The sequence below is a fragment of the Virgibacillus tibetensis genome (assembly GCF_036026595.1).
GTDB classification, from domain to species: Bacteria; Bacillota; Bacilli; order Bacillales; family Amphibacillaceae; genus Virgibacillus_P; species Virgibacillus_P tibetensis.
Genome location: NZ_JARZFX010000004.1, coordinates 156,876 through 178,195 on the forward strand (window position 1 = coordinate 156,876; position 21,320 = coordinate 178,195).

General features: G+C 39.9%; 21 protein-coding genes. 14 read left to right on the top strand and 7 right to left on the bottom strand.

Annotated features, from left to right (window positions below):
- Positions 1–5: 5 nt before the first annotated feature.
- Entirely contained in the window at positions 6–992 is a 987-nt protein-coding gene (locus QGM71_RS10745) for a LacI family DNA-binding transcriptional regulator (protein ID WP_327607545.1), read from the bottom strand.
- A gap of 176 nt (positions 993–1,168) precedes the next feature.
- Here QGM71_RS10745 and QGM71_RS10750 point away from each other — a divergent pair, with 176 nt between their 5' ends.
- Positions 1,169–2,116, top strand: a complete 948-nt coding sequence (locus QGM71_RS10750; protein WP_327607546.1) for an aminoimidazole riboside kinase — start codon at positions 1,169–1,171, stop codon at positions 2,114–2,116.
- A gap of 49 nt (positions 2,117–2,165) precedes the next feature.
- Positions 2,166–5,348, top strand: a complete 3,183-nt coding sequence (locus QGM71_RS10755) for a DEAD/DEAH box helicase (protein ID WP_327607547.1) — start codon at positions 2,166–2,168, stop codon at positions 5,346–5,348.
- Positions 5,349–5,591: 243 nt separating this feature from the next.
- Here the strand turns inward: QGM71_RS10755 and QGM71_RS10760 are convergent, their stop codons facing one another.
- From QGM71_RS10760 to QGM71_RS10770, 3 genes are read right to left on the bottom strand one after another with little or no spacing between them, the layout of a single operon-like run.
- On the bottom strand, positions 5,592–6,323 hold the full coding sequence (locus tag QGM71_RS10760; protein ID WP_327607548.1) for a P-II family nitrogen regulator: 732 nt from the start codon (positions 6,321–6,323) through the stop codon (positions 5,592–5,594).
- A complete protein-coding gene (locus tag QGM71_RS10765; RefSeq protein WP_327607549.1) occupies positions 6,277–7,047 on the bottom strand; it encodes a DUF1538 domain-containing protein in 771 nt (256 codons plus the stop codon). The genes QGM71_RS10760 and QGM71_RS10765 overlap by 47 nt, the downstream gene beginning before the upstream one ends.
- Entirely contained in the window at positions 7,044–7,736 is a 693-nt protein-coding gene (locus QGM71_RS10770) for a DUF1538 domain-containing protein (RefSeq protein WP_327607550.1), read from the bottom strand. The genes QGM71_RS10765 and QGM71_RS10770 overlap by 4 nt, the downstream gene beginning before the upstream one ends.
- 473 nt (positions 7,737–8,209) lie before the next feature.
- Here QGM71_RS10770 and QGM71_RS10775 point away from each other — a divergent pair, with 473 nt between their 5' ends.
- The 3 genes from QGM71_RS10775 to argF are packed head-to-tail and all read left to right on the top strand — an operon-like array spanning position 8,210 to position 11,889.
- Positions 8,210–9,469, top strand: coding sequence for an argininosuccinate synthase (locus QGM71_RS10775; protein WP_327607551.1), 1,260 nt, complete (start codon positions 8,210–8,212; stop codon positions 9,467–9,469).
- Entirely contained in the window at positions 9,466–10,908 is a 1,443-nt protein-coding gene (gene argH, locus QGM71_RS10780) for an argininosuccinate lyase (protein WP_327607552.1), read from the top strand. Before QGM71_RS10775 ends, argH begins: the two co-directional genes overlap by 4 nt.
- 18 nt (positions 10,909–10,926) lie before the next feature.
- The gene (gene argF, locus QGM71_RS10785; RefSeq protein ID WP_407703018.1) at positions 10,927–11,889 is read left to right on the top strand and encodes an ornithine carbamoyltransferase; all 963 of its coding nucleotides are present in this window, start codon (positions 10,927–10,929) and stop codon (positions 11,887–11,889) included.
- An 84-nt stretch (positions 11,890–11,973) separates the two neighbouring features.
- On the opposite strand, the gene QGM71_RS10790 is transcribed toward argF, so the two are convergent.
- Complete coding sequence (locus QGM71_RS10790; protein WP_327607553.1) at positions 11,974–12,384, bottom strand: DUF4395 domain-containing protein; 411 nt, start codon at positions 12,382–12,384, stop codon at positions 11,974–11,976.
- Between the two features lie 221 nt (positions 12,385–12,605).
- Between QGM71_RS10790 and QGM71_RS10795 the strand changes: the two genes are divergently transcribed.
- On the top strand, positions 12,606–13,250 hold the full coding sequence (locus tag QGM71_RS10795; RefSeq protein WP_327607554.1) for an SDR family oxidoreductase: 645 nt from the start codon (positions 12,606–12,608) through the stop codon (positions 13,248–13,250).
- Between the two features lie 139 nt (positions 13,251–13,389).
- Here the strand turns inward: QGM71_RS10795 and QGM71_RS10800 are convergent, their stop codons facing one another.
- Positions 13,390–14,451 (bottom strand): NAD(P)/FAD-dependent oxidoreductase, encoded by a 1,062-nt coding sequence (locus QGM71_RS10800; RefSeq protein WP_327607555.1) that lies wholly within the window; start codon positions 14,449–14,451, stop codon positions 13,390–13,392.
- 121 nt (positions 14,452–14,572) lie between these two features.
- A complete protein-coding gene (locus QGM71_RS10805; protein WP_327607556.1) occupies positions 14,573–14,899 on the bottom strand; it encodes a DUF192 domain-containing protein in 327 nt (108 codons plus the stop codon).
- Positions 14,900–15,125: 226 nt separating this feature from the next.
- Between QGM71_RS10805 and QGM71_RS10810 the strand changes: the two genes are divergently transcribed.
- From QGM71_RS10810 to QGM71_RS10845, 8 genes are all read left to right on the top strand, one after another.
- Entirely contained in the window at positions 15,126–15,299 is a 174-nt protein-coding gene (locus QGM71_RS10810; RefSeq protein ID WP_327607557.1) for a Flp family type IVb pilin, read from the top strand.
- Positions 15,300–15,370: 71 nt separating this feature from the next.
- The gene (locus QGM71_RS10815; RefSeq protein ID WP_327607558.1) at positions 15,371–15,880 is read left to right on the top strand and encodes an A24 family peptidase; all 510 of its coding nucleotides are present in this window, start codon (positions 15,371–15,373) and stop codon (positions 15,878–15,880) included.
- Positions 15,877–16,257, top strand: a complete 381-nt coding sequence (locus tag QGM71_RS10820; protein WP_327607559.1) for a TadE/TadG family type IV pilus assembly protein — start codon at positions 15,877–15,879, stop codon at positions 16,255–16,257. The genes QGM71_RS10815 and QGM71_RS10820 overlap by 4 nt, the downstream gene beginning before the upstream one ends.
- Entirely contained in the window at positions 16,257–17,225 is a 969-nt protein-coding gene (locus QGM71_RS10825) for a Tad domain-containing protein (RefSeq protein ID WP_327607560.1), read from the top strand. The genes QGM71_RS10820 and QGM71_RS10825 overlap by 1 nt, the downstream gene beginning before the upstream one ends.
- Before the next feature lie 29 nt (positions 17,226–17,254).
- Positions 17,255–17,845: a Flp pilus assembly protein CpaB gene (gene cpaB / locus QGM71_RS10830; protein WP_327607561.1), complete on the top strand. Its 591-nt coding sequence runs from the start codon at positions 17,255–17,257 to the stop codon at positions 17,843–17,845.
- Entirely contained in the window at positions 17,845–19,023 is a 1,179-nt protein-coding gene (locus QGM71_RS10835; RefSeq protein ID WP_327607562.1) for an AAA family ATPase, read from the top strand. The genes cpaB and QGM71_RS10835 overlap by 1 nt, the downstream gene beginning before the upstream one ends.
- Positions 19,023–20,366: a CpaF family protein gene (locus tag QGM71_RS10840; protein ID WP_327607563.1), complete on the top strand. Its 1,344-nt coding sequence runs from the start codon at positions 19,023–19,025 to the stop codon at positions 20,364–20,366. Before QGM71_RS10835 ends, QGM71_RS10840 begins: the two co-directional genes overlap by 1 nt.
- Positions 20,366–21,319, top strand: coding sequence for a type II secretion system F family protein (locus QGM71_RS10845; RefSeq protein ID WP_327607564.1), 954 nt, complete (start codon positions 20,366–20,368; stop codon positions 21,317–21,319). The genes QGM71_RS10840 and QGM71_RS10845 overlap by 1 nt, the downstream gene beginning before the upstream one ends.
- The last annotated feature ends 1 nt before the right edge of the window (position 21,320 follow it).

Genomic DNA, 21,320 nt, shown 5'->3' on the forward strand with positions numbered 1-21,320 from the left:
TTCGATCATACACTATCTCTAATAATAAGTCTATAGTCAAGGATTATTTTTTTTATGGCTGCTTTTGTGCCAATATTGGTTAGCAGTTGATGTGCGGCTTCCTTTCCAGCCTTCTCATTTTGATAATCGATTGTGGTCAAAGGGGGATCCACGTATTGTGATATTTCTGATGCACCGATACTGGCAATAGCCATTTGTTCGGGAACGGAGATTTTGTGATCTTTAAGAAAACTGAGTGCCCCAATTGCTAAACGATCAGTTACAGCAAAGGCAGCGGTTGGTTTGTTTTGTGATGTTGTCCATATCTGATCCATCGCCTGGCGACCTGAGTCAATATCAAAGATGCCCTTTTGAATCCATGCAGGCTCGATGGAAAGTTTATGAGCAATCATTTCATCCTTATACCCCTTTTTACGTAAAAATCCTACTGCGCGATCTTCTTCATCAACACCAATAAAGGCAATTTTTCTATGCCCTTTTTCTATTAAAAAGGAAGTTAGTTCTCTAGAAGCGTGGTAATCGTCGTATAGTACGTTTACTAGACCTTCCATCTCTTGGCCAATAATGACAATCGGTATAGTCAGCCCCTTGATTTTTTTTAGTAGCAAGGGATCGGTATTTGTAGCAACAAGGATTATGCCATCAACCTGACGTGCCTTAAGTAAGTCAACATACTCGATTTCTTTGGCTTTATCCAGATTAGTATTAGCCAATAGAATTTGGTATCCCTGTGTGGACAATTCTTTGTCTATACCGGCTACAATTTTACTGGAAGTTTCTGTTTGTATAGTTGGAAGAATCACCCCAATTACCTTTGTTCTTTTTGTTCGCAGTGATTTAGCGTGTTCACTTGGTGCGTACCCGGTTTCTGCAATTACCTTTTTAATGCGCTCCATGGCATCTTCACTTACGTAACCGGAATTATTTAATGCACGGGATACAGTGGACCTGGATACATTAGCCATTTCAGCAATTTCTTTGATTGTTAACAAGTTGAACCCTCCATTAACCAGCATCTTCACACAGTTCTATGACGTATACTACAATAGTACAGTATTTTATGCTTAATATAAATACGTGAAGCGTGCTTATGCTAAAGTGTTTGTAAATCGGTTAAGAAACGGTGATAATTAAAATAAACAATTCTAATCTTAAGGAGGAATAATAGATGAATCAACGAGGGGTTATTTCACTGGGTGAGGCATTAATAGATTTTATTCCAACGGATAAAACAAATACAATATACCATAAAAGTCCTGGTGGGGCACCTGCCAATGTTTCTGTAGGGATTGCAAAACTAGGAGGTAAGTCTACATTTCTGGGGAAGGTAGGGGATGATATATTAGGCAGATTTTTAGAAGAAACGCTTAAAGCCTACGATGTAGAGGTCAGCTGCATGCAATTTATGAAAACTGAGAGAACAGGGATAGTCTTTGTAACTAATGCAGATGACGGTGAAAGAAGCTTTGACTTTTATATCAACCCAAGAGCTGATCAATTTCTGGAAATACAGGAGATAAATGAAGCATTGTTTGTGGAGCATAAGATTCTTCACTTTGGCTCCATTTCATTAATTAGTAATCCTGCAAAAGAAACGACACACTATGCCGTTGAGCTGGCTAAAAAGAACAGTATGATCGTTTCCTATGATCCTAATCTACGTCTAGCACTATGGGACTCAGAAAAACATGCGAAGGATACGATTATTTCTATGATGGAGAAGACAGACGTGCTGAAAATTTCAGAGGAGGAGCTGGAGTTTATTACGGGAGAGACAGATGTGGAAAAGGGTGTTAAGAAGCTGGATCTTTACTTGATATCACTTATTATTGTTACCCTTGGAGCAAAAGGCTGCTATGTTTACACAAAGGAAGGTAGTAAGCATGTAGCCGCAATGAAAGTTAACGCAGTCGACACAACTGGTGCTGGAGATGCTTTTGTTTCAGGAATATTGTACTCACTGAGCAATTATAAAGGCAATTTAAATAGCCTATCGTTGGAAGATGCTGCAAAAATGGCTGAGTTCGCAGCGGTTTCAGGTGCTTTGGCAGCCTCTAAAAAAGGTGCAATGACGGCCCTTCCTGCATTAGCAGAGGTAAAGAACTGTCTAAAATAGGGTGCCTCTAAGTAAATAAACGAAAATCACCTCAGAAGGAGCAAGGCATTTGAATATAAAATTAAGTCATAAAATCATACTGGAAAAGTGCGGTACGGTCTCCTTCAAAAGAGGAGAGGTCTTTTATCGTAAAAATAAGGTGATCCTGGAAAACTATAGTTCTGACCTTTGTGAAGCAAGAGTTATCGGAAATGCTGACTTTCATGTCACGGTTAAAAGGGATGAAAATGGGGACTTTCACAGTAAATGCAGCTGTCCCACGCTAGCTTCCTATAAAAAAGACTGTCAGCATATTGCTGCAGTGCTGCTGGCTATTCATGATCAACAGTCAGATGCTTTAAGCGAGAAGGAATTAACAGAGGGTCTGATGACTCTTTTTAATGATAAACCTGTGCGTTCAAGCAGACATCAACTTCATTTTGAAAAGAGAAAAGTACTGGATGTAGTGTTTATTTGTAAACCAGTTACCATAATGGACGGAAGCCACATGTTCGCAATGGAAGTTAAGGTCGGCTCGATTGTGGTACAGGATATCCGAAGCTTTCTTGAAAAAACTAAAGGTGGCCTGCCCAGCTTGCTTTCCCTTTCATTTACATATGATCCAAGCCTTCATTGCTTTCAAAAAGAAACAGATGCTGTGATCCAACGGCTTATTCACGTAATTAATGATGAGAAAATTTACATGGACACCTTATTGGATGAAACAGAACATGTAAGCAATAAACATCTCTTACTGATCCCACCATCTGCATGGGAGAACCTGCTCCCGTTACTTCAAGAAGCACCACAAGTAAAAATAGTATATAACGGGAAAACAGTTAACGGTCTGCAAATTTCAAACGAGTTGCTTCCATTAAAATTTAACCTTATGGAATCGGAGGGAACAGGCTATCAACTGACAGTCAAGGGAATGAACGAAATGGTCGTGCTGACTTCCTATCGAACTGCTCTTTCAGATGGTAAAGTGATTCAACTGAGTAACGAAGACAGTAAACGCCTTACGGACTTAAAGAAGATGCTTTATACCTCAGGGACAAATCGAATCCCGATTCCTCAAGAGAACATGCCATTTTTTATGGGAAAAGTAGTGCCTGGTTTACGAAAAATGGGGGATGTTCAACTTTCTGAAACTGTTTCAGATCATTTTGAAAAGACGCCATTGGTGGCTAAATTATATTTGGACCGGGTGAAAAATCGTCTGCTTGCCGGACTGGAATTCCACTACGATACTATAAGTATTAATCCATTTGAGGATCCAGAACTACAGGTGGGCTCTATGGTAGTAAGAGATGTGGAGAAAGAGGATGAAATACTGCAGCTAATGGAGGAAAGCTCGTTCGGGCAAACGGAAGGTGGATACTTCTTGCACAACGAGGAATTGGAATATACGTTTTTATACCACACCATTCCAAAGCTTCAGAAATTGGTTCAAATTTACGCGACTACGGCAGTGAGGAATCGAATTACTAAAGGAAACGCTCCTCCAAAGATTAGAGTGAAAATGAAAAAAGAACGGACAAATTGGCTTGAATTTAAGTTTGAAATGGATGGCATTCCGGAAAAACAGATCCAGGAAATTCTTTCTGCTTTAGAAGAGAAGAGGAAGTACTATCGATTACCAAGCGGATCGCTAATGTCATTGGAAGCTAGGGAGTTTGAAGAAATCCAACGTTTTTTAAGCGCTGTACCTGCTCAAGATGAAGACCTCGAGAGTGGTTTGAACGTACCGATAGTTCGAGGGCTTCAGCTTCTTGATTCTGTCGATGACCGCACTACATTCACGATAGAGGATTCATTTCGTCAGTTTTTAGATAATAGCAATGATCCTGAGCAATTGGGCTTTGACGTGCCAGAGAGTCTGGAATCGATATTAAGAGATTACCAGAAAAAAGGCTATAAATGGATGAAGACACTTGCCCATTATGGATTCGGAGGAATACTCGCTGATGATATGGGGCTCGGAAAAACGCTGCAGACCATTGCATTCATCTTGTCGGTGCTTCCAGAAATTCGTACACAGAAACAACCGGCACTTATTGTATGCCCATCGTCGTTATCCTATAACTGGCTTAGTGAGATCAATCGGTTTTCTCCCAATATAAACGCGGTGGTCATCGACGGAACTAAGGTAGAGCGCAGCAAGTTACAGAAGGGTATGACAACTGCAGATGTTGTTATTACCTCCTATCCTCTGCTGCGAACAGATGTTAAGTGGTATGAAAAGCAAATCTTTCATACGGCGATTTTTGATGAAGCACAGGCGTTCAAAAATCCAGTGACACAAACAGCAAGGGCAGTAAAGAAAATAGAGGCAGGCTGTCGCTTTGCACTCACTGGTACACCAGTGGAGAATTCATTGGAGGAGCTATGGTCTATCTTTCATGTTGTTTTTCCAGATTTATTCCAGGGTTTAAAGGAATACAGTAACCTTACTCAGGATAAGATTGCCCGGAGAATCCGTCCATTTCTGCTGCGCCGATTGAAGGAAGAGGTACTGTCAGAGCTTCCTGAGAAAATAGAGTCCATTGAATTAGTGGAGCTCCTTCCAGAGCAGAAGAAGCTGTATGCTGCTTACTTGGCAAAACTGCGATATGACGCTTTTAAACACTTGGACAAAAATACACTTCGAAAGAACCGAATTAAGATTCTTGCTGGTTTAACTCGGTTGCGACAAATATGCTGTCACCCAGCTTTATTTGTAGACGGCTACGAAGGAAATTCAGCGAAATTTGAACAACTGTTGCATATTATAGAGGAATCAAGGCTTTCTGGAAGAAGGGTATTGATCTTCTCCCAATTCACAAAAATGCTTCAGCTGATTGGTAATCATTTAGCAGCTCAAGGACATACCTTTTTCTACCTTGATGGACAAACACCAGCTGAAGATCGTGTAAAAACATGTGCGCGATTCAATGAAGGGGAACGTGATTTATTCCTCATTTCTTTGAAAGCAGGGGGCACAGGCCTTAATTTAACTGGAGCCGATACAGTAATTTTATATGACATTTGGTGGAATCCTGCTGTGGAGGACCAAGCAGCTGATCGTGCCCACCGAATGGGGCAGAAGAAGGTTGTACAGGTTATAAAGCTCGTATCCCGCGGTACAATTGAAGAGAAAATGAACCAATTACAGGAAAAGAAAAGACACCTGGTTGAAGAAATTATTGACCCAGGCAGGAAAGAGAATTCTACGCTCACCGATGAGGACATTCAGGAGCTATTAAAGCTATAAAAGAGATAAGATTGCCGGCTTCCAATGATATGTTTTAAAAAAACAGAAAAGTCTTGCCGGAAAGTTTGTCGTTATATACTGAATACCATTTTCTTTTAGTAGAGCATGCCAAGGTTCATTGCAAGGCAACTCCGATATGTGAGGGTTGTCCGCTGTTGAACATTGTAATCAACTGCTTGGATAATATGTTATTTACAAAAAAAGCAGTTCGAACTATAGCTTAGTCCGGACTGCTTTTAAAGTTTATAAATTAAACTCATCACTTAATCTATTGTTTAATACATGGTTGATTCCAACGGTCTGGTCAACATCAATAACAAATGCAATGCCTTTACCAGCCTTTTTCAAGTTAGCACCTTCTTCAATGCTTCTTAATACATCCTTGGTTTTATCCTTGCTGATTAATGTTAAGACAACCTCTTTTTCTGGCTCAATGAGAATATTGAACAGCTTGGCTTTTTCATGAACACCGGTTCCGCGTCCAGTTAAAATTGTGCCACCTTCCGCACCTGCATCTCTGGAGGAGTCGATCACCTTTTCGGAATCTCCCTTATTTACAATCGTAATAATTAAGTCATACATTGTTTTTTCTTCCATTTCGAGATCCACATCCTCTTCACCGGTTTCGTCACTATCTTCATCATCCAAACCTAATAATTGAGTAATTCCGGTAACCTTTTTCGCATTTATTACAAAACCAATCCCTTGTCTGGGCTGGTTTAAATTTACTGAATCAATAATAGCACTCATAACGACAGGGTATAACTCATCCGTTACAAGTGTTAATATAATTTCCCTTTCACGTTCAATGGGGATGCCAAGAAACCTTTTCTTTTCATTCAGCCTAAACCCTTTTCCGTAGAAGGTAGTACCACCCCGTGCGCCTGCTTCCTTGGAGGCTCGTACGACCTTTTTAGCCTTTTCCTTTTTAACGATCGTGACTATTAACTTTTGTTTTGGTTTTTTCGTTGTCATCCTGCACCCTCTCCTTTCTACTGTATAAAATACCCAGCGTGAGTACAGATAATATAGGAGCTAATGCTACGAGTGCAACCATACCGAACCCATCAAGCAACGGGTCACTTCCTTCAGTTACAGAAGCAATCCCAACAAAAAGTGCTAACAAAAACGTAGCAGTCATTGGCCCTGTGGCTACACCACCTGAATCAAAAGCAATAGCAGTAAATGTCTTTGATGAATATTTTACCATGATTAAAGCCAGTATATAACCTGGTAAGATAAAATACCATAAGGAAAAGCCAAATATAATTCGGATCATGGATAACGCAATGGATAAGCCTACCCCAATTGAAAGTGTGTACAGTAATAGTTTTTGTGGAATATACCCTGCAGATGCTTTTTCAACCTGTTGAATTAATACACTTACTGCTGGTTCCGCATATACAGCGAAAAAACCAAGTATAAAACCAATTGGGAGAAGAAGCCATATGTAATCAATGGAACCTAGCTTTTCGCCCATTAATTCGCCAAAGGGCATAAATCCAATATGTACACCTTGTAAAAAAAATGAAAGACCAAGAAAAGCCAAGATAAACCCAATACAGATATCAATCATTTTTCTAATCGGTAATTTTAAAAAGATGAATTGAAAGAAAACAAACAAAATTACCAGTGGCAAAAGGGCATTGGCAACTTCAAGTAATACGCCGCCAAATCCATGGAATATCTGTAAATTCATCCGTAGATCACCCCTAAAACAAGTACTGATAGTATAGGACCAATTGAAGCTAGAGCTACAATACCAAACCCGTCACCTGAAGCAGACTTTCCTCCCATAACAGAAGTTACTCCGACTCCAAGAGCAAGTATAAAGGGAACTGTTAAGGGACCTGTCGTAACGCCACCTGAATCAAAGGATATTGGTACATAAGTTGAAGGTGTAAATGCAGCCAGCAAAAAAATTAATCCATAGCCACCAGCCAGCAGGTAGACTAATTTAATATTAAAAACAATGCGCAGCATGGCTAACCCAACAAAGACCCCTACGCCTAAGGCTACAGCAAGAATCAAAATGTTCTGCGGTATAGCACCACCCGAAACTTGATCAACTTGGGAAGAGAGTACTCGCACATCGGGTTCTGCCACGGTAACAACTGTCCCAACCAGAAATCCAAAAAACACAATGAGCCATAATTTCTTAGTTTTTGACAGGGCGGAACCAATCATTTCTCCAACAGGGAGCAGACCCACGTTTACTCCGAGTAAAAAAAGTACAAGGCCGATCCCGACAAACCCCACGCCTATCAGGAATTGCAGAAATGTTTCCAGTGGGAGCCAAATTAACGTAAATTGCAATATAGTTATAACGATTGTAATTGGGAGAATCGAGAATACTACCTCCCAAATGGTATCTTTTATACTATGCATCAAAAACCCCCTCGTACCATTAAGTAAGAAGTGCTAAATAAAGCGATCATTTTTTTAATACCTCAAAAAGTAAAGATGAGGTTTGATCTAAGTAGTCTGCACATTTAATTATAACATTATTATTGATAATTCTGAAATAAGGAAAGATTATTTACGTGTTTAGTGTACAAGAGAGAAAAAAGTTTGTAACGATACATGCGTAGTTAATTTAGAAGCAATTAAAGAGAAAAAGTTATGTAATGCAGCATTGTATTTTGGCAGTCAATTAATCAATGTTCCAGGAAAAATACCTTGCTATTCAAAGAGATATTTTGAGAGGACACAGCTGTTGTAAAACGAATAAAAAGCCAGATTTCAATTATTAATAGGGTTTATTTGATTTTTTTTATTAAATTTGCAGTTTTCACTTGAATACTTATACAATATAATGCATAATAATTCAATAACGATATAAATATAAGGAGAGATATATTATGGTAAAAGAAAAAATTGTTTTAGCTTATTCTGGTGGTTTGGATACTTCGGTCGCTGTTAAGTGGTTGCAGGATAAATACGATTATGATGTGATTGCAGTAGCACTTGATGTAGGGGAAGGAAAAGACCTTGAGTTTGTAAAAAATAAAGCACTGGATGTCGGTGCAATAAAATCCTATGTAATTGATGCAAAAGCTTTGTATTCCAATGAATATGTATTGCCCGCATTACAATCCAACTTATTATACGAAGGGAAATACCCACTGATTTCTGCTTTGTCACGTCCTTTAATTGCAAAGGTACTAGTTGATATTGCTGAAAAGGAAGGTGCAACGGCTGTTTCACATGGTTGTACAGGAAAAGGGAACGATCAGGTAAGATTTGATGTTGCATTTACAGCATTAAATCCAGACTTGAAAATTGTTGCACCAGTAAGAGAGTGGGCAATGTCCCGTGATGAGGAGATTGCTTACGCAGAGGAGCATGGCATTCCTGTTCCAGTGGATGTTAATAATCCGTTCAGTATTGACCAGAATTTGTGGGGACGCAGTAACGAGTGTGGCGTGTTGGAGGATCCTTGGGAAGAAGCTCCGAAAGAAGCATATGAGTTAACGACAGACCCGGTTAATGCTCCTGATAAGCCGCAAGTAATTCAAATTGCTTTTGAAAAAGGCAAACCAGTTGCATTGGATGGGGAATCCCTTCCTTTAGAAGAACTTATTTTAAAACTAAATACGATCGCAGGAGAGCATGGAGTAGGGCGTATCGATCATGTTGAAAATCGTTTAGTTGGTATTAAATCACGTGAAATATATGAAGCCCCAGCAGCTGTAACCTTGATTGCAGCGCATCAGGAACTGGAGGCATTGACATTACCTCGTGAAGTTGCACAATTTAAGCCGATTGTGGAGCAGAAGTTTGCACAAACCGTCTATGATGGACTTTGGTATTCTCCGTTAACAGATGCATTAAAAGCATTTATCGAACAAACACAAGAGAATGTAACCGGGATTGTAAAAGTGAAGCTCTACAAAGGAAGCGCACAAGTTATTGGTCGCCAGTCGGAAAAATCACTATATGACCTTGACTTGGCAACTTACAATGCAGAAGACTCCTTTGATCACGATGCTGCTTTAGGATTTATAAAGCTATGGGGACTGCCAACCAAAGTTCATGCTACAGTAAATAAAACACATGCAAAAAAAGATGTGTCGATTGACAAAGCAGAGGTGGATGTAAAGGAAGCTGTTAAAAAATGAAGTTATGGGGCGGACGGTTTACAAAGCCAACAAATCAACTAGTGGATGAGTATACTGCATCTATTCACTTTGATAAAAAGCTGGCGAAATATGATATTCAAGGAAGCTTGGCACATGTTGAAATGCTGAAAGTTTGTAATATCATTTCTCAAAGTGATGCAGACTCCATTGCAGCTGGATTAAAGGCAGTGGCTGTGAAGATTGAAAATGGAGAAGCAGAACTAAGCGAAGAGCATGAAGATATCCACATGAATGTAGAGAAACTACTAATCGAGGAAGTGGGTCCTGTAGGTGGAAAACTTCATACAGGCAGAAGCAGAAATGATCAGGTGGCACTTGATATGCGCTTATATTTACGGGATGCATTAGTAGAGATAAGCCAGTTACTAGTTGATGTACAAAAGGCATTGTATAAGCAAGCTGGTGAAAATCTGGATACCGTGTTACCTGGTTATACACATTTACAAAGAGCTCAGCCTGTATTGTTTGCTCATCATATGATGGCCTATGTATTTATGTTCCAACGGGATGTAGAACGCATCTCGGATAGCTGGAAGCGGGTGAACAAATCCCCGCTTGGCGCAGGGGCACTAGCAGGTACAACTTTTCCAATTGATCGGAACTTAGTTGCAGAACAGCTCGGCTTTGATGGAGTATGTGAAAATAGTCTGGACGCAGTTAGTGATCGTGACTTTGTTGTGGAATTTCTATCGAATGCATCCTTGATTTCCGTTCATCTTTCCAGACTATGTGAGGAGTTTGTGCAATGGTCGAGCGCAGAATTTAACTTTATTGAGTTGGACGATGCATTTTGTACAGGAAGCAGTATGATGCCACAGAAGAAAAACCCGGATGTAGCGGAGCTTGTCCGTGGGAAAACAGGACGTGTTTATGGACACTTAATCGGTATGCTTACAACACTTAAAGGACTGCCCCTTGCTTATAACAAAGATATGCAGGAAGACAAGGAAGGGATGTTCGATACGGTGGAAACATTACGAGGTGCTTTGGGTCTGTTTGCTCCGATGATAGAAACGATGGACGTAAAAAAAGAAAATATGTATGAAGCTGTAAGCAAGGATTTCTCTAATGCAACAGACTTAGCAGATTATCTCGTTGGAAAAGGCATGCCATTTAGAGAATCACACGCCGTAGTCGGGCAAGTCGTCCTACATTGTATTAACAAGAACAAGTACTTGCTTGATTTAACAATTGAAGAATTCCAATCATTCTCCGATCTGATTGAAAGTGATATCTTTGATGTACTTGTTCCGGAGGCGGTTGTTAATGCCCGTGATGTTGAAGGTGGAACAGCAAGAAATCGAGTAGTCCATCAAATGGAATTAGCTGAACAGTTGTTTGATTCAAGTGCGACTTGGCTTAAAAAACATGAAACAAATCAACTAAGTGATTTTAATATCCTAACTAATCCTAAATGAGGGAGGCGTGTGTAGAAAGTGGGAATTCAGATGGAAGAAGTCAGTATTGAAAAGCAGCTTAAAGGACGGGACTTTTTAACCCTTGCTGATTACAAACAGGAAGAGCTTAGTTATTTATTAAAGCTTGCAGAAGACTTGAAAAAAGGATTGAAAGCAAATGAACAGGAGCAGCCGTTAAAGGGAAAAACGCTAGGCATGATTTTTGAAAAGGCTTCTACACGCACGCGCGTTTCCTTTGAAGTTGGTATTTATCAGCTCGGTGGCATGGGACTATTTCTCAGTTCATCTGATCTTCAAGTAGGTCGCGGGGAGTCTGTTTCAGATACAGCAAAAGTGTTATCCGGTTATTTAGACGGAATTATGATCCGTACCTTTTCGCAATCAGTAGTAGAAGAATTGGCTGAGCAAGCGAGTATCCCGGTGATAAATGGATTAACAGACATGTACCACCCCTGTCAGATATTGGCAGACTTTCAAACCATTCAGGAAAATAAAGGCGGTCTGCGGGGAGTTAAGCTTGCTTATATTGGTGATGGAAATAATGTTGCGCATTCCCTTATGTTAGGCTCTGCTATTATGGGAATGGATATGTGTATTGCAGTACCTAAAGGGTTTGAACCAGATCCGGTTGTTACAAATAAAGCGCAAATGCTGGCTGACCTTCATGGAGGCAACGTGCAGATAACAACGGATCCAGAACTTGCTGTTGACCAAGCGGATGTAATTTATACAGATGTGTGGACCAGTATGGGACAGGAAAAAGAGAAGACTTTGAGAGAAGAAGCATTTTCCGGTTTCCAGGTTAACAGGAAACTAGTTTCCCTAGCCAAGGCAGATGCCATAATTATGCATTGTCTGCCTGCGCATAGAGAAGAAGAAATTACAGCTGAAGTAATCGATGGAAAACAGTCTGTCGTCTTTCAACAGGCAGAAAACAGACTGCATGCCCAAAAAGCGTTAATGACAGCATTGATGGGATAGGTGGACATCTGCATTTTGTTGAATGATTTACTGTCCTGTTACTAAGCAAGCGACCAACCTGATTTAGGATGGCCGCTTGCTTGTTTAGGTTATTTTTGTACGTTTGTATCTCCACATCATATAGCGGTAGCGTATGGTACATCCAATGCAGTAACCCATTAGTGCAACACCAGAGGCTACTACAACCATTCCACTAAAAACATACCCTAGAATACTTAGATTAATCGAAAAGAATAGTAGAGAAAGCCCTATACATATAGTTGCAATCCACTGATTGAACAGCTGTTGATCTTTGTCTTCCTGTTTATAGCTATCGAAAGGCTTCTTTAGAAATCTTTTGGAAAAGTGAATAACTGGATTCTTCTTCGTTAGTAATGTGTATACGCCGATCGCAAATGGAATCAATAAGATTGCTGGGTGGATAAGCAAGGCTAGGAGAACAGATATGACAATAAAAGACTGATTGACCTGTACAAGTGGTTTAGGAATACTCAAATTTATCCCTCCTTTATATATCATATTATACACAGTTGTTTAATGGGAATAAAGTTTTAAATCATTCCAGGTAGAATGAAGTTGAATGATAAAACAATTTAGGATCTAATTGTATGTCCCTTCCTCTGATACATGAAACAGTTTAGTTGCTTCCTGCTTTTTGTAATGAAATAATAATTAGGAACGAAGTCTACATCCAATTTAAGAAGGAGAGATGCTTTGTGAACGTTTTATTAATAGGGGCCAATGGGCAAATAGGTAAACATCTTATTGAGTTATTTCAAGAAAGCAATGAACATACAGTCAGAGCAATGGTAAGAAAAAATGAACAGGCGGAAGCTCTTAAGAAATCAGGGGTAGAATCAGTAGTCGCTGATCTTGAAGGTAGCGTTGATGGGATCGCAGAAGCTGCAAAAGATAGTGACGCTGTCATTTTCACTGCTGGTTCTGGTGGAAGCACTGGAGCAGACAAAACTATATTGGTTGATTTAGACGGCGCAGTAAAATCAATGGAAGCAGCTCAACAAGCAGGGGCCAAGCGTTTTATTATAGTAAGTGCACACCAAGCGCATAACCGTGAGAACTGGAGCGAACAAATTAAATACTATTATGCTGCGAAACACTATGCAGATAGGATGCTTGAAGCCAGCGATCTCGACTATACAATCGTTCGTCCTGGTGGTCTGCTGAACGAGGCCGGAAACGGGAAAATCTCAGCGGCTGAGAATCTGGAAAGAGGTTCCATTTCAAGGGAAGATGTTGCACGGACGGTTTTTGCAGCATTAAATATGAAAAACACGTATAAACGCTCATTTGACCTTATTTCAGGAGAAAAATCTATTAACGATGCCTTGAAAACGATATAGAAAGAAAAGAGGTGCTGAAGCTGGACGTTGCTGTTTAAGTGTATAGAATTAGTTAATTACAGCCAAATCTTATGCTTTCTTACCTTCAAAAATAGTCACGTGTGCATTAAAAGCACACGTGACTTTATTATTTGATAGTTTAATGGCGTTTATTTAACCACAGTACGCCAGATTTAGCCAAGCGAGGTAAATAACCTGTGAGTGGCTTTTGCATCATATTTCCGAAACCGTCAGATTTACCAAGAGATCCGAGTGTCCCCTTCAGTTTAATCTCTTTAGGCTTCTTCGGTTCTTTATCTGTTAGGACAGCCAGCAGAACTTCGGCAATTTGTTCCCCCTGCTGACCAGCGAGCTGTGCACTTGGAGAATGTTCAGAGGACGCACAATCTCCTACTACATAAATGTTTTGCTGTTCTGGAATTTGATAGTAATCATTTACTACTACTTTTTCCTGATCATCTTTTTTGAAAGGTAATTCCCGTACTAAATAATTGGGTCGAACTCCAGCTGTCCAAATGGTCACGTCATTCACATAGCATATTCCATTATTACAAACACCATCTTTTTCCACATATTCTACACTGGAATGGTGCAGGATATCCACGTCATGTTTAACAAACCAATCGGCTACATGCTCTTGAATTTTTGAATCAAAGGCTTTTAGTACGGAGGCGCCACGATCAAGCAGTCTGATGTTTAAGTCTGATCTGCTTTCCCGAATTTCAGAAGCAACCTCAATTCCACTAAGTCCAGCACCTACAATGGTAACTTTACCATATGCTTTCAGGTTACATACAGCCAGTCCAGCCTTTCTTGCGTTTGCAAAGGTTTGAACACTGTGTGTGTACTTCTCTGCTCCCTCTACTCCATGGTAATTATCTTCGCAACCAAGTCCGATAACTAAATAGTCATAAGGAACGATATTACTGGAGTCTTTAAATGTGATTTGTTCATTTTCAGTATCAATTTTATTTATTTCTCCATATACGTACTGCACCCTTTTATCATCCGGGAAATCCATACGGATATCAATTTCCGCGGAGGTACCTGCTACGATCGTATAAAACTCTGTTTTTACAGAGTGATATGGATTTCTATCAACGAGCGTTATCTGGATATCCTCCGGCAGCTGATTATCAAGAAGCCCTAAAGCAATTTTAAGGCCCCCATAGCCCCCACCTAATATAACCAATCTCTTCACAATACCCCACCTCTGAGAATTAATATATCTAATACGTCCATTCTAGCGAAGTTATGAGCTTCTGTCACCAGATGTTGTGAAGAATAGTTGGAAAGGTAGGATAAAATTAAACGATTGGGTGTCAGAATTGAACCTTATCACCCTCATAAATACAGTTGCTTGGAATGGTGCCGACTGGCAATTCCAGTGCACTGTATGCAGTTTTTACCGGTGTAACCATTCTCCAGGGCGTTAAATTAGGTACGGTCTTTACAACATGGTTTTCCTTATCAAGAAATACGACGTCTATTGGAAATCTCATAAAAAACATATGGACCGAATTACAAGGTGTAATTAAAAGTCCTTCTTCTATTATAGGATACTTATAAAAAAGCAGGCCCTTTAATCGTTTCCAATAGGTATTCGCATGCTTAATCTGCAGCGGCAAATGAATCGTTTTACCATCCATATCTGTCACTCCCTTTTATTTGTCAATATTGTTCATTATAAAGCATAAATAGTTCTTTATAAAATACAAAATAGTGCGAAAGAGGCAGAAAAGAGAAGATAACACAAGCAAACTGTTCTTAATATAGACCAAACGAGCTAATTTAAGGGTTTTCAATAGGCGATTAACTATATATAATACGAATTAGTTCATTATAACGAACAAATAAATATTAGGAGGAAACAAAATGATGAATCATTTATCAAGGTTAGTACGAGAAGAAGAAGGTCAAGCAATGACGGAGTATGGGTTGTTGGTGGGGTTGATTTCAATTGCAGTAATAGCTGTGTTAGCTCTTATTGGACCAGAGTTAGTAAAAATATTTACTACAGTAAAAGATGAATTAACTAATGTAAATTAATCCTTAAAAAAATCCAGATTTATTAGCCCTGCTCCGGCAGGGCTTTCCTACTAAAGAAAGGAGCAAACCAAATGACAAATCTAGCAATTATCCTCATTCTACTAATCTCCATCATCACAGACCTGCGAAATCGAAAGGTATTAAATATTGTGACGCTCCCGGCAATCTTAATTGCCCTCATCTATCACACTGTTATAACTGGATTTGAAGGTTTCGCATTCAGTAGTCTAGGTTTCTTAGTCGGACTTGGACTGTTATTCATTCCATTCATACTGGGTGGAATAGGAGCGGGTGATGTGAAACTGTTAGCCGCGGTTGGGGCATGGAAGGGAACGATGTTCGTTCTCTATACAGGTGTTTTTGCTGGGGTTATTGGAGGAATCATTGCCTTGCTGATTTTATTAAAAAGAAAGCAGCTTGGTTCTACTCTAAAGAACATGGTGTTTTCATTTGTATTTTTAAAAGGGAATAAGGGATCACTGCAACTTCCGGCAGATACACATAATCCAGTTTCTATCCCCTATGCCGTTCCAATAGCACTCGGTGCGCTTGCAGCATATTTAGTAGGAGGAAACTTATGAGATCGCAAAGAGGGCAAGCTCTCGTTGAGACAGCATTAATCTTACCTATTCTATTAATGCTTGTATTTGGCATTACCGACTTTGGCAGAATCTTTCACGCCTATTTAACCCTTGATCATGCGGGAAGAGAGGCAGCAAGGGTTGCGACAATAGGTTCAGAGGACACGGCCATACATACGAAAATCATAAGTGCTACAAGTAGCCTTAATGAAGATAACTTGGGAGTTGTTATCCTGCCAGCTGGAAAAGAAAATAGACCTAGTGGAAGTGATGTGACAATTACTTTGACCTACCCGGTTGAATTTTTAACGCCATTTATTGGTTGGGTCGTGGATGCATTTGTTTTGGAAAATAAAACAGTAATGAGGGTGGAATGATGAGAAAACTAAAGGGACTTTATAGGGAACAAAGCGGAGTTGCAATGATCATGGTAGCTCTTTGTCTATTTATCATCATAGGATTTACAGCATTCGTTGTTGATGCAGGAGGTCTCTATTTTGAAAAAAGCCGCTTGCAAAAGTCATTAGATGCTGCAGTGCTTGGTGGTGCACAATTATTAAAAGTTTCCCAGGATGATGCAGAAGCAGTGGCATTTGATCTTACATTACAAAATGGATTTGGCCTTGATACCGGAGATGTTGAAACAGGTGATAACTATATTGAAATATATAAAACAGTCACTAAGGAACTTACCTTTGCTCGAGTGCTGGGGTTTAATGATACAAATGTTAGCGCAATGGCCAGGGCAGAAGTTCTTAATACATTAATTAAAGGTGATGACATAACCCCAGTTGGAATTGAAGAAGGGGAGTGTACGGTAATGGATGAAGACGAAGAAGAATGCGTAGAATGGGGTTTTCAAGTTGGAGAGCCTTACACCATGCATTTTAAGCCAGGTAAATCTGAGGGTGAAGAATCTATTAAAGGGAATTTTGGTTTTCTAGATGTAGAAAGTGAGTGGAAAAATTTAAGGGAGAAGATTGAAAACGGAGTCACTCTAGAGGTGGATAGCGTTTTAACAAAGACAGGATTCTCCTGGGGACAGGTGAGTAAAGGTTTTCAGACACGAATAGATAACGATGAAGGTAAAGATCATTGTAACTCTTATGAAACTGCTGATAGCACATGTAGTCGGGTTGTAACTGTTCCTATTGTGGAAACCTTCCAAGATGCTGAAGGGAAATCGGAAGTGAAGATCGTCGGTTTTGCAGCTTATTATATATCGGCTGTCATAAATACAGGGAATGAGAAGCGCATCGAAGGACGATTCATTGAATTCGTCAGAAATGGTGAATTTGGCGAAGGTGAAAATTATGGAATATCCGGGGTAAAACTCGTCAATTAAATTAAACTTTAGAAAAGCGGGTGGGGGCAATGAATACGAAGAAAATCTGGTTGACTGCCATGGTGTTTGGAATAATTGCAGCTGGAATGATGTATTTGATGGTTAATGAAATGCCGAAAGAGTCTCAACCAGTAAGTGAACCAGTCATAGAAGAAGACAAAGAGAAAAAGGCAGAGGGAAATATTGCAGCTGCCGCAGAGATGGAAGAGGGATCCATAGAAACAAATGAAAGGCTACCAGCATCAAAAGGAACTCGTGCTATGACTGTTGAAGTTACGGATGTTCAGGGAGTCGCCGGTTATATTGAGCTAGGCTCATTTGTTGATGTTGTCGTCGTGATGGAAGTCCCAGAAGAGCAAAAGGAAACCCAGCATGATTCAGCAACACTCCTATTGCAAAATGTTAAGGTTTTAGCCATTGGCCACGCAGCGGATGATCAAGAGACTATGAAACGGTATCAAATGGTAACGTTTGAGGTCACCCCAATTGAGGGACTTACCTTAGGGTTTGCTGCAAGCCATGAGCTATACCTGATGCTTCGTGAAGAAGGAGACGAGGAGTTGGAACCAAAAAATACACATGTACATGAAGATGATTTGCATGAAGGAGTGTTCAACTAATGATTAAAATATATGCTATAGCTGAAAATAAGGAATGGATGTCGTCAATAGAAGACGTAATTAAAGATCCAGCATATACCTTACACTGGATTGCTGGTGAATCGGCCTTGTTTACAAAACTGCAGGCAACAGAACAAAGTATTGTAATTTTGCCACACGCTGCATCCTATGATGTTTATAGTCTATGCACAAAAATTTCACAGCGATATCCTTTAACATCTACACTCTTATTATTCAATACGGAAGAGGAACTTAATATGAAGAAGGCTTTTCGTGCAGGTGCCAGTGATGTTATTTTCCTATCATCCCCATTATCAAAAGTGAAAGAGGATATCCATTTGGCAATTTCATCTGTTGGAAACAGATTGATAAAGCTTCCACCCTTTAAAACAACAAAAAATGCAAAAGTAATAACCGTTGCAAGTACAAAAGGTGGTGTTGGAAAAACATCGGTCGCAGTAAATCTAGCAGCAGCTTATGGAAAGAAATTAGAAAAGGTCGCAGTGATCGACTTAGATCTGCAATTTGGTGATGTGGCCATGTTTTTTGATGTTAAACCAAAGCGGACCATTTATGATTGGGTTAAAGAGGATTCGGAAGGGACACAAATTGAGGACTTCATGACATCTATTAAGAATGGGGTATCGATATTGGCTGCTCCCCAACGACCCGAATTTGCTGAAGTAATAACAGGTGAATACGTGCAAAAAGCGATACGTAATCTAAAGACTCGCTTTGACGTGGTAATCATTGATGTATCAAGTCATATGGACGAAAATACAATCGTTGCTTTGGAAAATTCCAATGATATTCTGGTCATGACATACTTAGACTTACCGACATTGAAAAACAGTAAGGTCCTGATGGATACATTAACGACATTACAATTGAATACACGTGTAAAGGTTATTTTAAACCGGCTGACAAAAGTAAAAGGAATCACACCAGAGACTGTTGAAAAGGTAGTTGGTTTGAAAATTTATTCTATATTACCTGCAATGGATAAGGCCATGATTACAGCGCTGAATGAGGGGAATCCGCTCGTATATTCCAATCCAAGAGCTCAGGTTGCCAGGCAAATCTTTCGTATTGCAGAAAATCTCGCAACTCCAGTCAGTCAACCGGTAAAACGTAGGCATAAAGCCAAGCGAATAGCCCATGCAGGGGGGCATGCATAATGTCACTGCTACAGCGCCTGGGTGGAGAACCAGTAATAATGGTTGCGGAAGAAAGGGAGGAAATGGAGTTTAAACCGATTGCTACTAATCCCGCATCTTCTAAGCTGGAAGTCCGCCTTCATAATTTTTTTGTGGAAGAGTTTAAGAGGCCAATTAATCAGAACAAGGATTTGGAACCTTTAATTGATAAACTAGCAGAGCAATTTTTTGAAAAAGACGGGGATCACCTTACATTCGAAGAAAAGAAAAAATTGAAGCAAAACATGACTCATGAACTGACTGGTTACGGGCCTATTTCTCCACTTTTAGCTGACCCGGAGGTAACAGAAGTGATGGTGAACGGACCAAAAGATGTATACATTGAAGTGGAGGGGAAAATTAAAAAAACGGCGGTTCATTTTAGAGATGATTTACATGTACTTCGCATTATTGAAAAAATTGTAGCGCCTCTGGGACGGCGAATTGACGAGAGTACTCCGATGGTAGACGCGAGGCTGCCTGATGGTTCTCGTGTTAACGCAATTATTCCCCCGCTTGCTCTGAATGGGCCAACACTCACGATTCGTAAATTTTCAGAAGTTCCCTTTACGATCCATAATTTATTACGGATGAAAACACTAAATGAAAATATGGCGAACTTTCTTAAAGCGGCAGTAGAGTCAAAACTTAATGTTTTTATTAGTGGGGGGACAGGATCAGGAAAAACAAGTACATTGAATGTCCTGTCCTCGTTCATTCCACGAACTGAGCGAATTGTAACAATTGAGGACGCTGCCGAGCTGAAGTTATCACAAGAACACATTGTATCCCTGGAGGCTCGACCGCAAAACATTGAGGGACAGGGTGAGATTACAATTCGGGACCTTGTACGAAATTCACTGCGGATGCGACCAGACCGGATTATAGTCGGAGAAGTTAGGAGTGCAGAAGCCTTGGATATGCTTCAAGCGATGAATACAGGTCATGACGGAAGCCTGGGAACTGGCCATGCTAACACACCACGGGATTTATTGGCCAGACTGGAGACCATGGTGCTAATGGCTGGTTTCGACTTGCCCGTACGCGCAATTCGTGAACAGATAGCTGGAGCATTGGAAATTATTGTACAACAAGCGCGTATGAAAGATGGAACGAGAAAAATCACTCATATTACAGAGGTATTAGGTTTAGAAGGAGATACAATCGTTCTTCAGGATATTTTTGTTTACAAGGAAAAGAAAAACCTGTCTACCGGAAAAACGGAAGGTGCATTTAGTTCAACGGGTGTAATGCCGTATTGTATGGAGAAGCTGGAAAATGCCGGTCATCATAGTGTGCATTCCATATTTAAGGAGGAGTGGTAATGACCAACACAATCTATCTCCTTTTAGGCACATTCCTACTTGTGACATTCTTTTCCAAAGTAATTCTGTATCTTGTATTTGAAAAAGGGAAATACGAGAATCGGCTAAAAAAATACATTGAATATAATGATGTGATAGAAGCCAGGAAAAAGCCTGAACAACAGGATTCTTTAGTAAAGAAAGCAAGTTTGGCTATAGAAAAAGTAGTTAACCTTTCCAAGAACGAGAGTCTCCTTATTCAATCGGGCGTAAAACTCTCACTTGGAGAGTTATTGATCGGCAGAGCTATGGTCGCCATAATTGTTATGATGATAGGGTATTTTTATCAATTACATTTTCTGATTATTGCCTTAATTGGAGTGATCGGATTTTACTTGCCCATTCATTACGTAAAAAAGAAGCGGAAGAAGCGTTTGCAGTTGTGTTCCGACCAACTGGGATCGACATTAGGTACTATGGCTAATTCCCTGCGAGCGGGGTTCAGCTTCATGCAAACGATGCAAATGGTAGCCAAAGAAGCTGGGGAGCCATTAGGAGAGGAATTTACAAAAGCTATACAGGAAATAAATTATGGGCTTTCTGTAGAAGAATCTTTTAAGAACCTTCTGGACAGATTGCCAAATAAAGAGCTTGAAATTGTCTTAAACACCTTGATTATTCAACGCTCAAGTGGTGGGAACCTGGCTTTTCTGCTGGAAACAATACAAGAGACAATTTTAGATAGAAACAGAGTAAAGGATGAAGTAAAAGCATTAACATCCCAGGGGAAAATGTCATCTGTAATTATTACGCTATTACCACTAGCATTGGCTCTGTATTTAAAGCTAGTTAATCCGGAATACTTTGAGATGCTCTTTTCTCACCCATTGGGCTGGGTAATGGTTATTGTTGGATCTTTGAATATTTTACTTGGTTGGTTGTTTGTCAAAAAAATTGTACAGATTGAGGTGTAAT

Coding starts and splice junctions, on each gene's coding strand:
- QGM71_RS10820 (WP_327607559.1), top strand. CDS start 15,877: ATGAGATCGCAAAGAGGGCAAGCTCTCGTTGAGACAGCATTAATCTTA.
- QGM71_RS10765 (WP_327607549.1), bottom strand. CDS start 7,047: ATGAATTTACAGATATTCCATGGATTTGGCGGCGTATTACTTGAAGTT.
- QGM71_RS10825 (WP_327607560.1), top strand. CDS start 16,257: ATGAGAAAACTAAAGGGACTTTATAGGGAACAAAGCGGAGTTGCAATG.
- QGM71_RS10805 (WP_327607556.1), bottom strand. CDS start 14,899: ATGGATGGTAAAACGATTCATTTGCCGCTGCAGATTAAGCATGCGAAT.
- QGM71_RS10840 (WP_327607563.1), top strand. CDS start 19,023: ATGTCACTGCTACAGCGCCTGGGTGGAGAACCAGTAATAATGGTTGCG.
- QGM71_RS10750 (WP_327607546.1), top strand. CDS start 1,169: ATGAATCAACGAGGGGTTATTTCACTGGGTGAGGCATTAATAGATTTT.
- cpaB (WP_327607561.1), top strand. CDS start 17,255: ATGAATACGAAGAAAATCTGGTTGACTGCCATGGTGTTTGGAATAATT.
- QGM71_RS10770 (WP_327607550.1), bottom strand. CDS start 7,736: ATGCATAGTATAAAAGATACCATTTGGGAGGTAGTATTCTCGATTCTC.
- QGM71_RS10845 (WP_327607564.1), top strand. CDS start 20,366: ATGACCAACACAATCTATCTCCTTTTAGGCACATTCCTACTTGTGACA.
- QGM71_RS10775 (WP_327607551.1), top strand. CDS start 8,210: ATGGTAAAAGAAAAAATTGTTTTAGCTTATTCTGGTGGTTTGGATACT.
- QGM71_RS10760 (WP_327607548.1), bottom strand. CDS start 6,323: ATGACAACGAAAAAACCAAAACAAAAGTTAATAGTCACGATCGTTAAA.
- QGM71_RS10810 (WP_327607557.1), top strand. CDS start 15,126: ATGATGAATCATTTATCAAGGTTAGTACGAGAAGAAGAAGGTCAAGCA.
- QGM71_RS10835 (WP_327607562.1), top strand. CDS start 17,845: ATGATTAAAATATATGCTATAGCTGAAAATAAGGAATGGATGTCGTCA.
- argH (WP_327607552.1), top strand. CDS start 9,466: ATGAAGTTATGGGGCGGACGGTTTACAAAGCCAACAAATCAACTAGTG.
- QGM71_RS10815 (WP_327607558.1), top strand. CDS start 15,371: ATGACAAATCTAGCAATTATCCTCATTCTACTAATCTCCATCATCACA.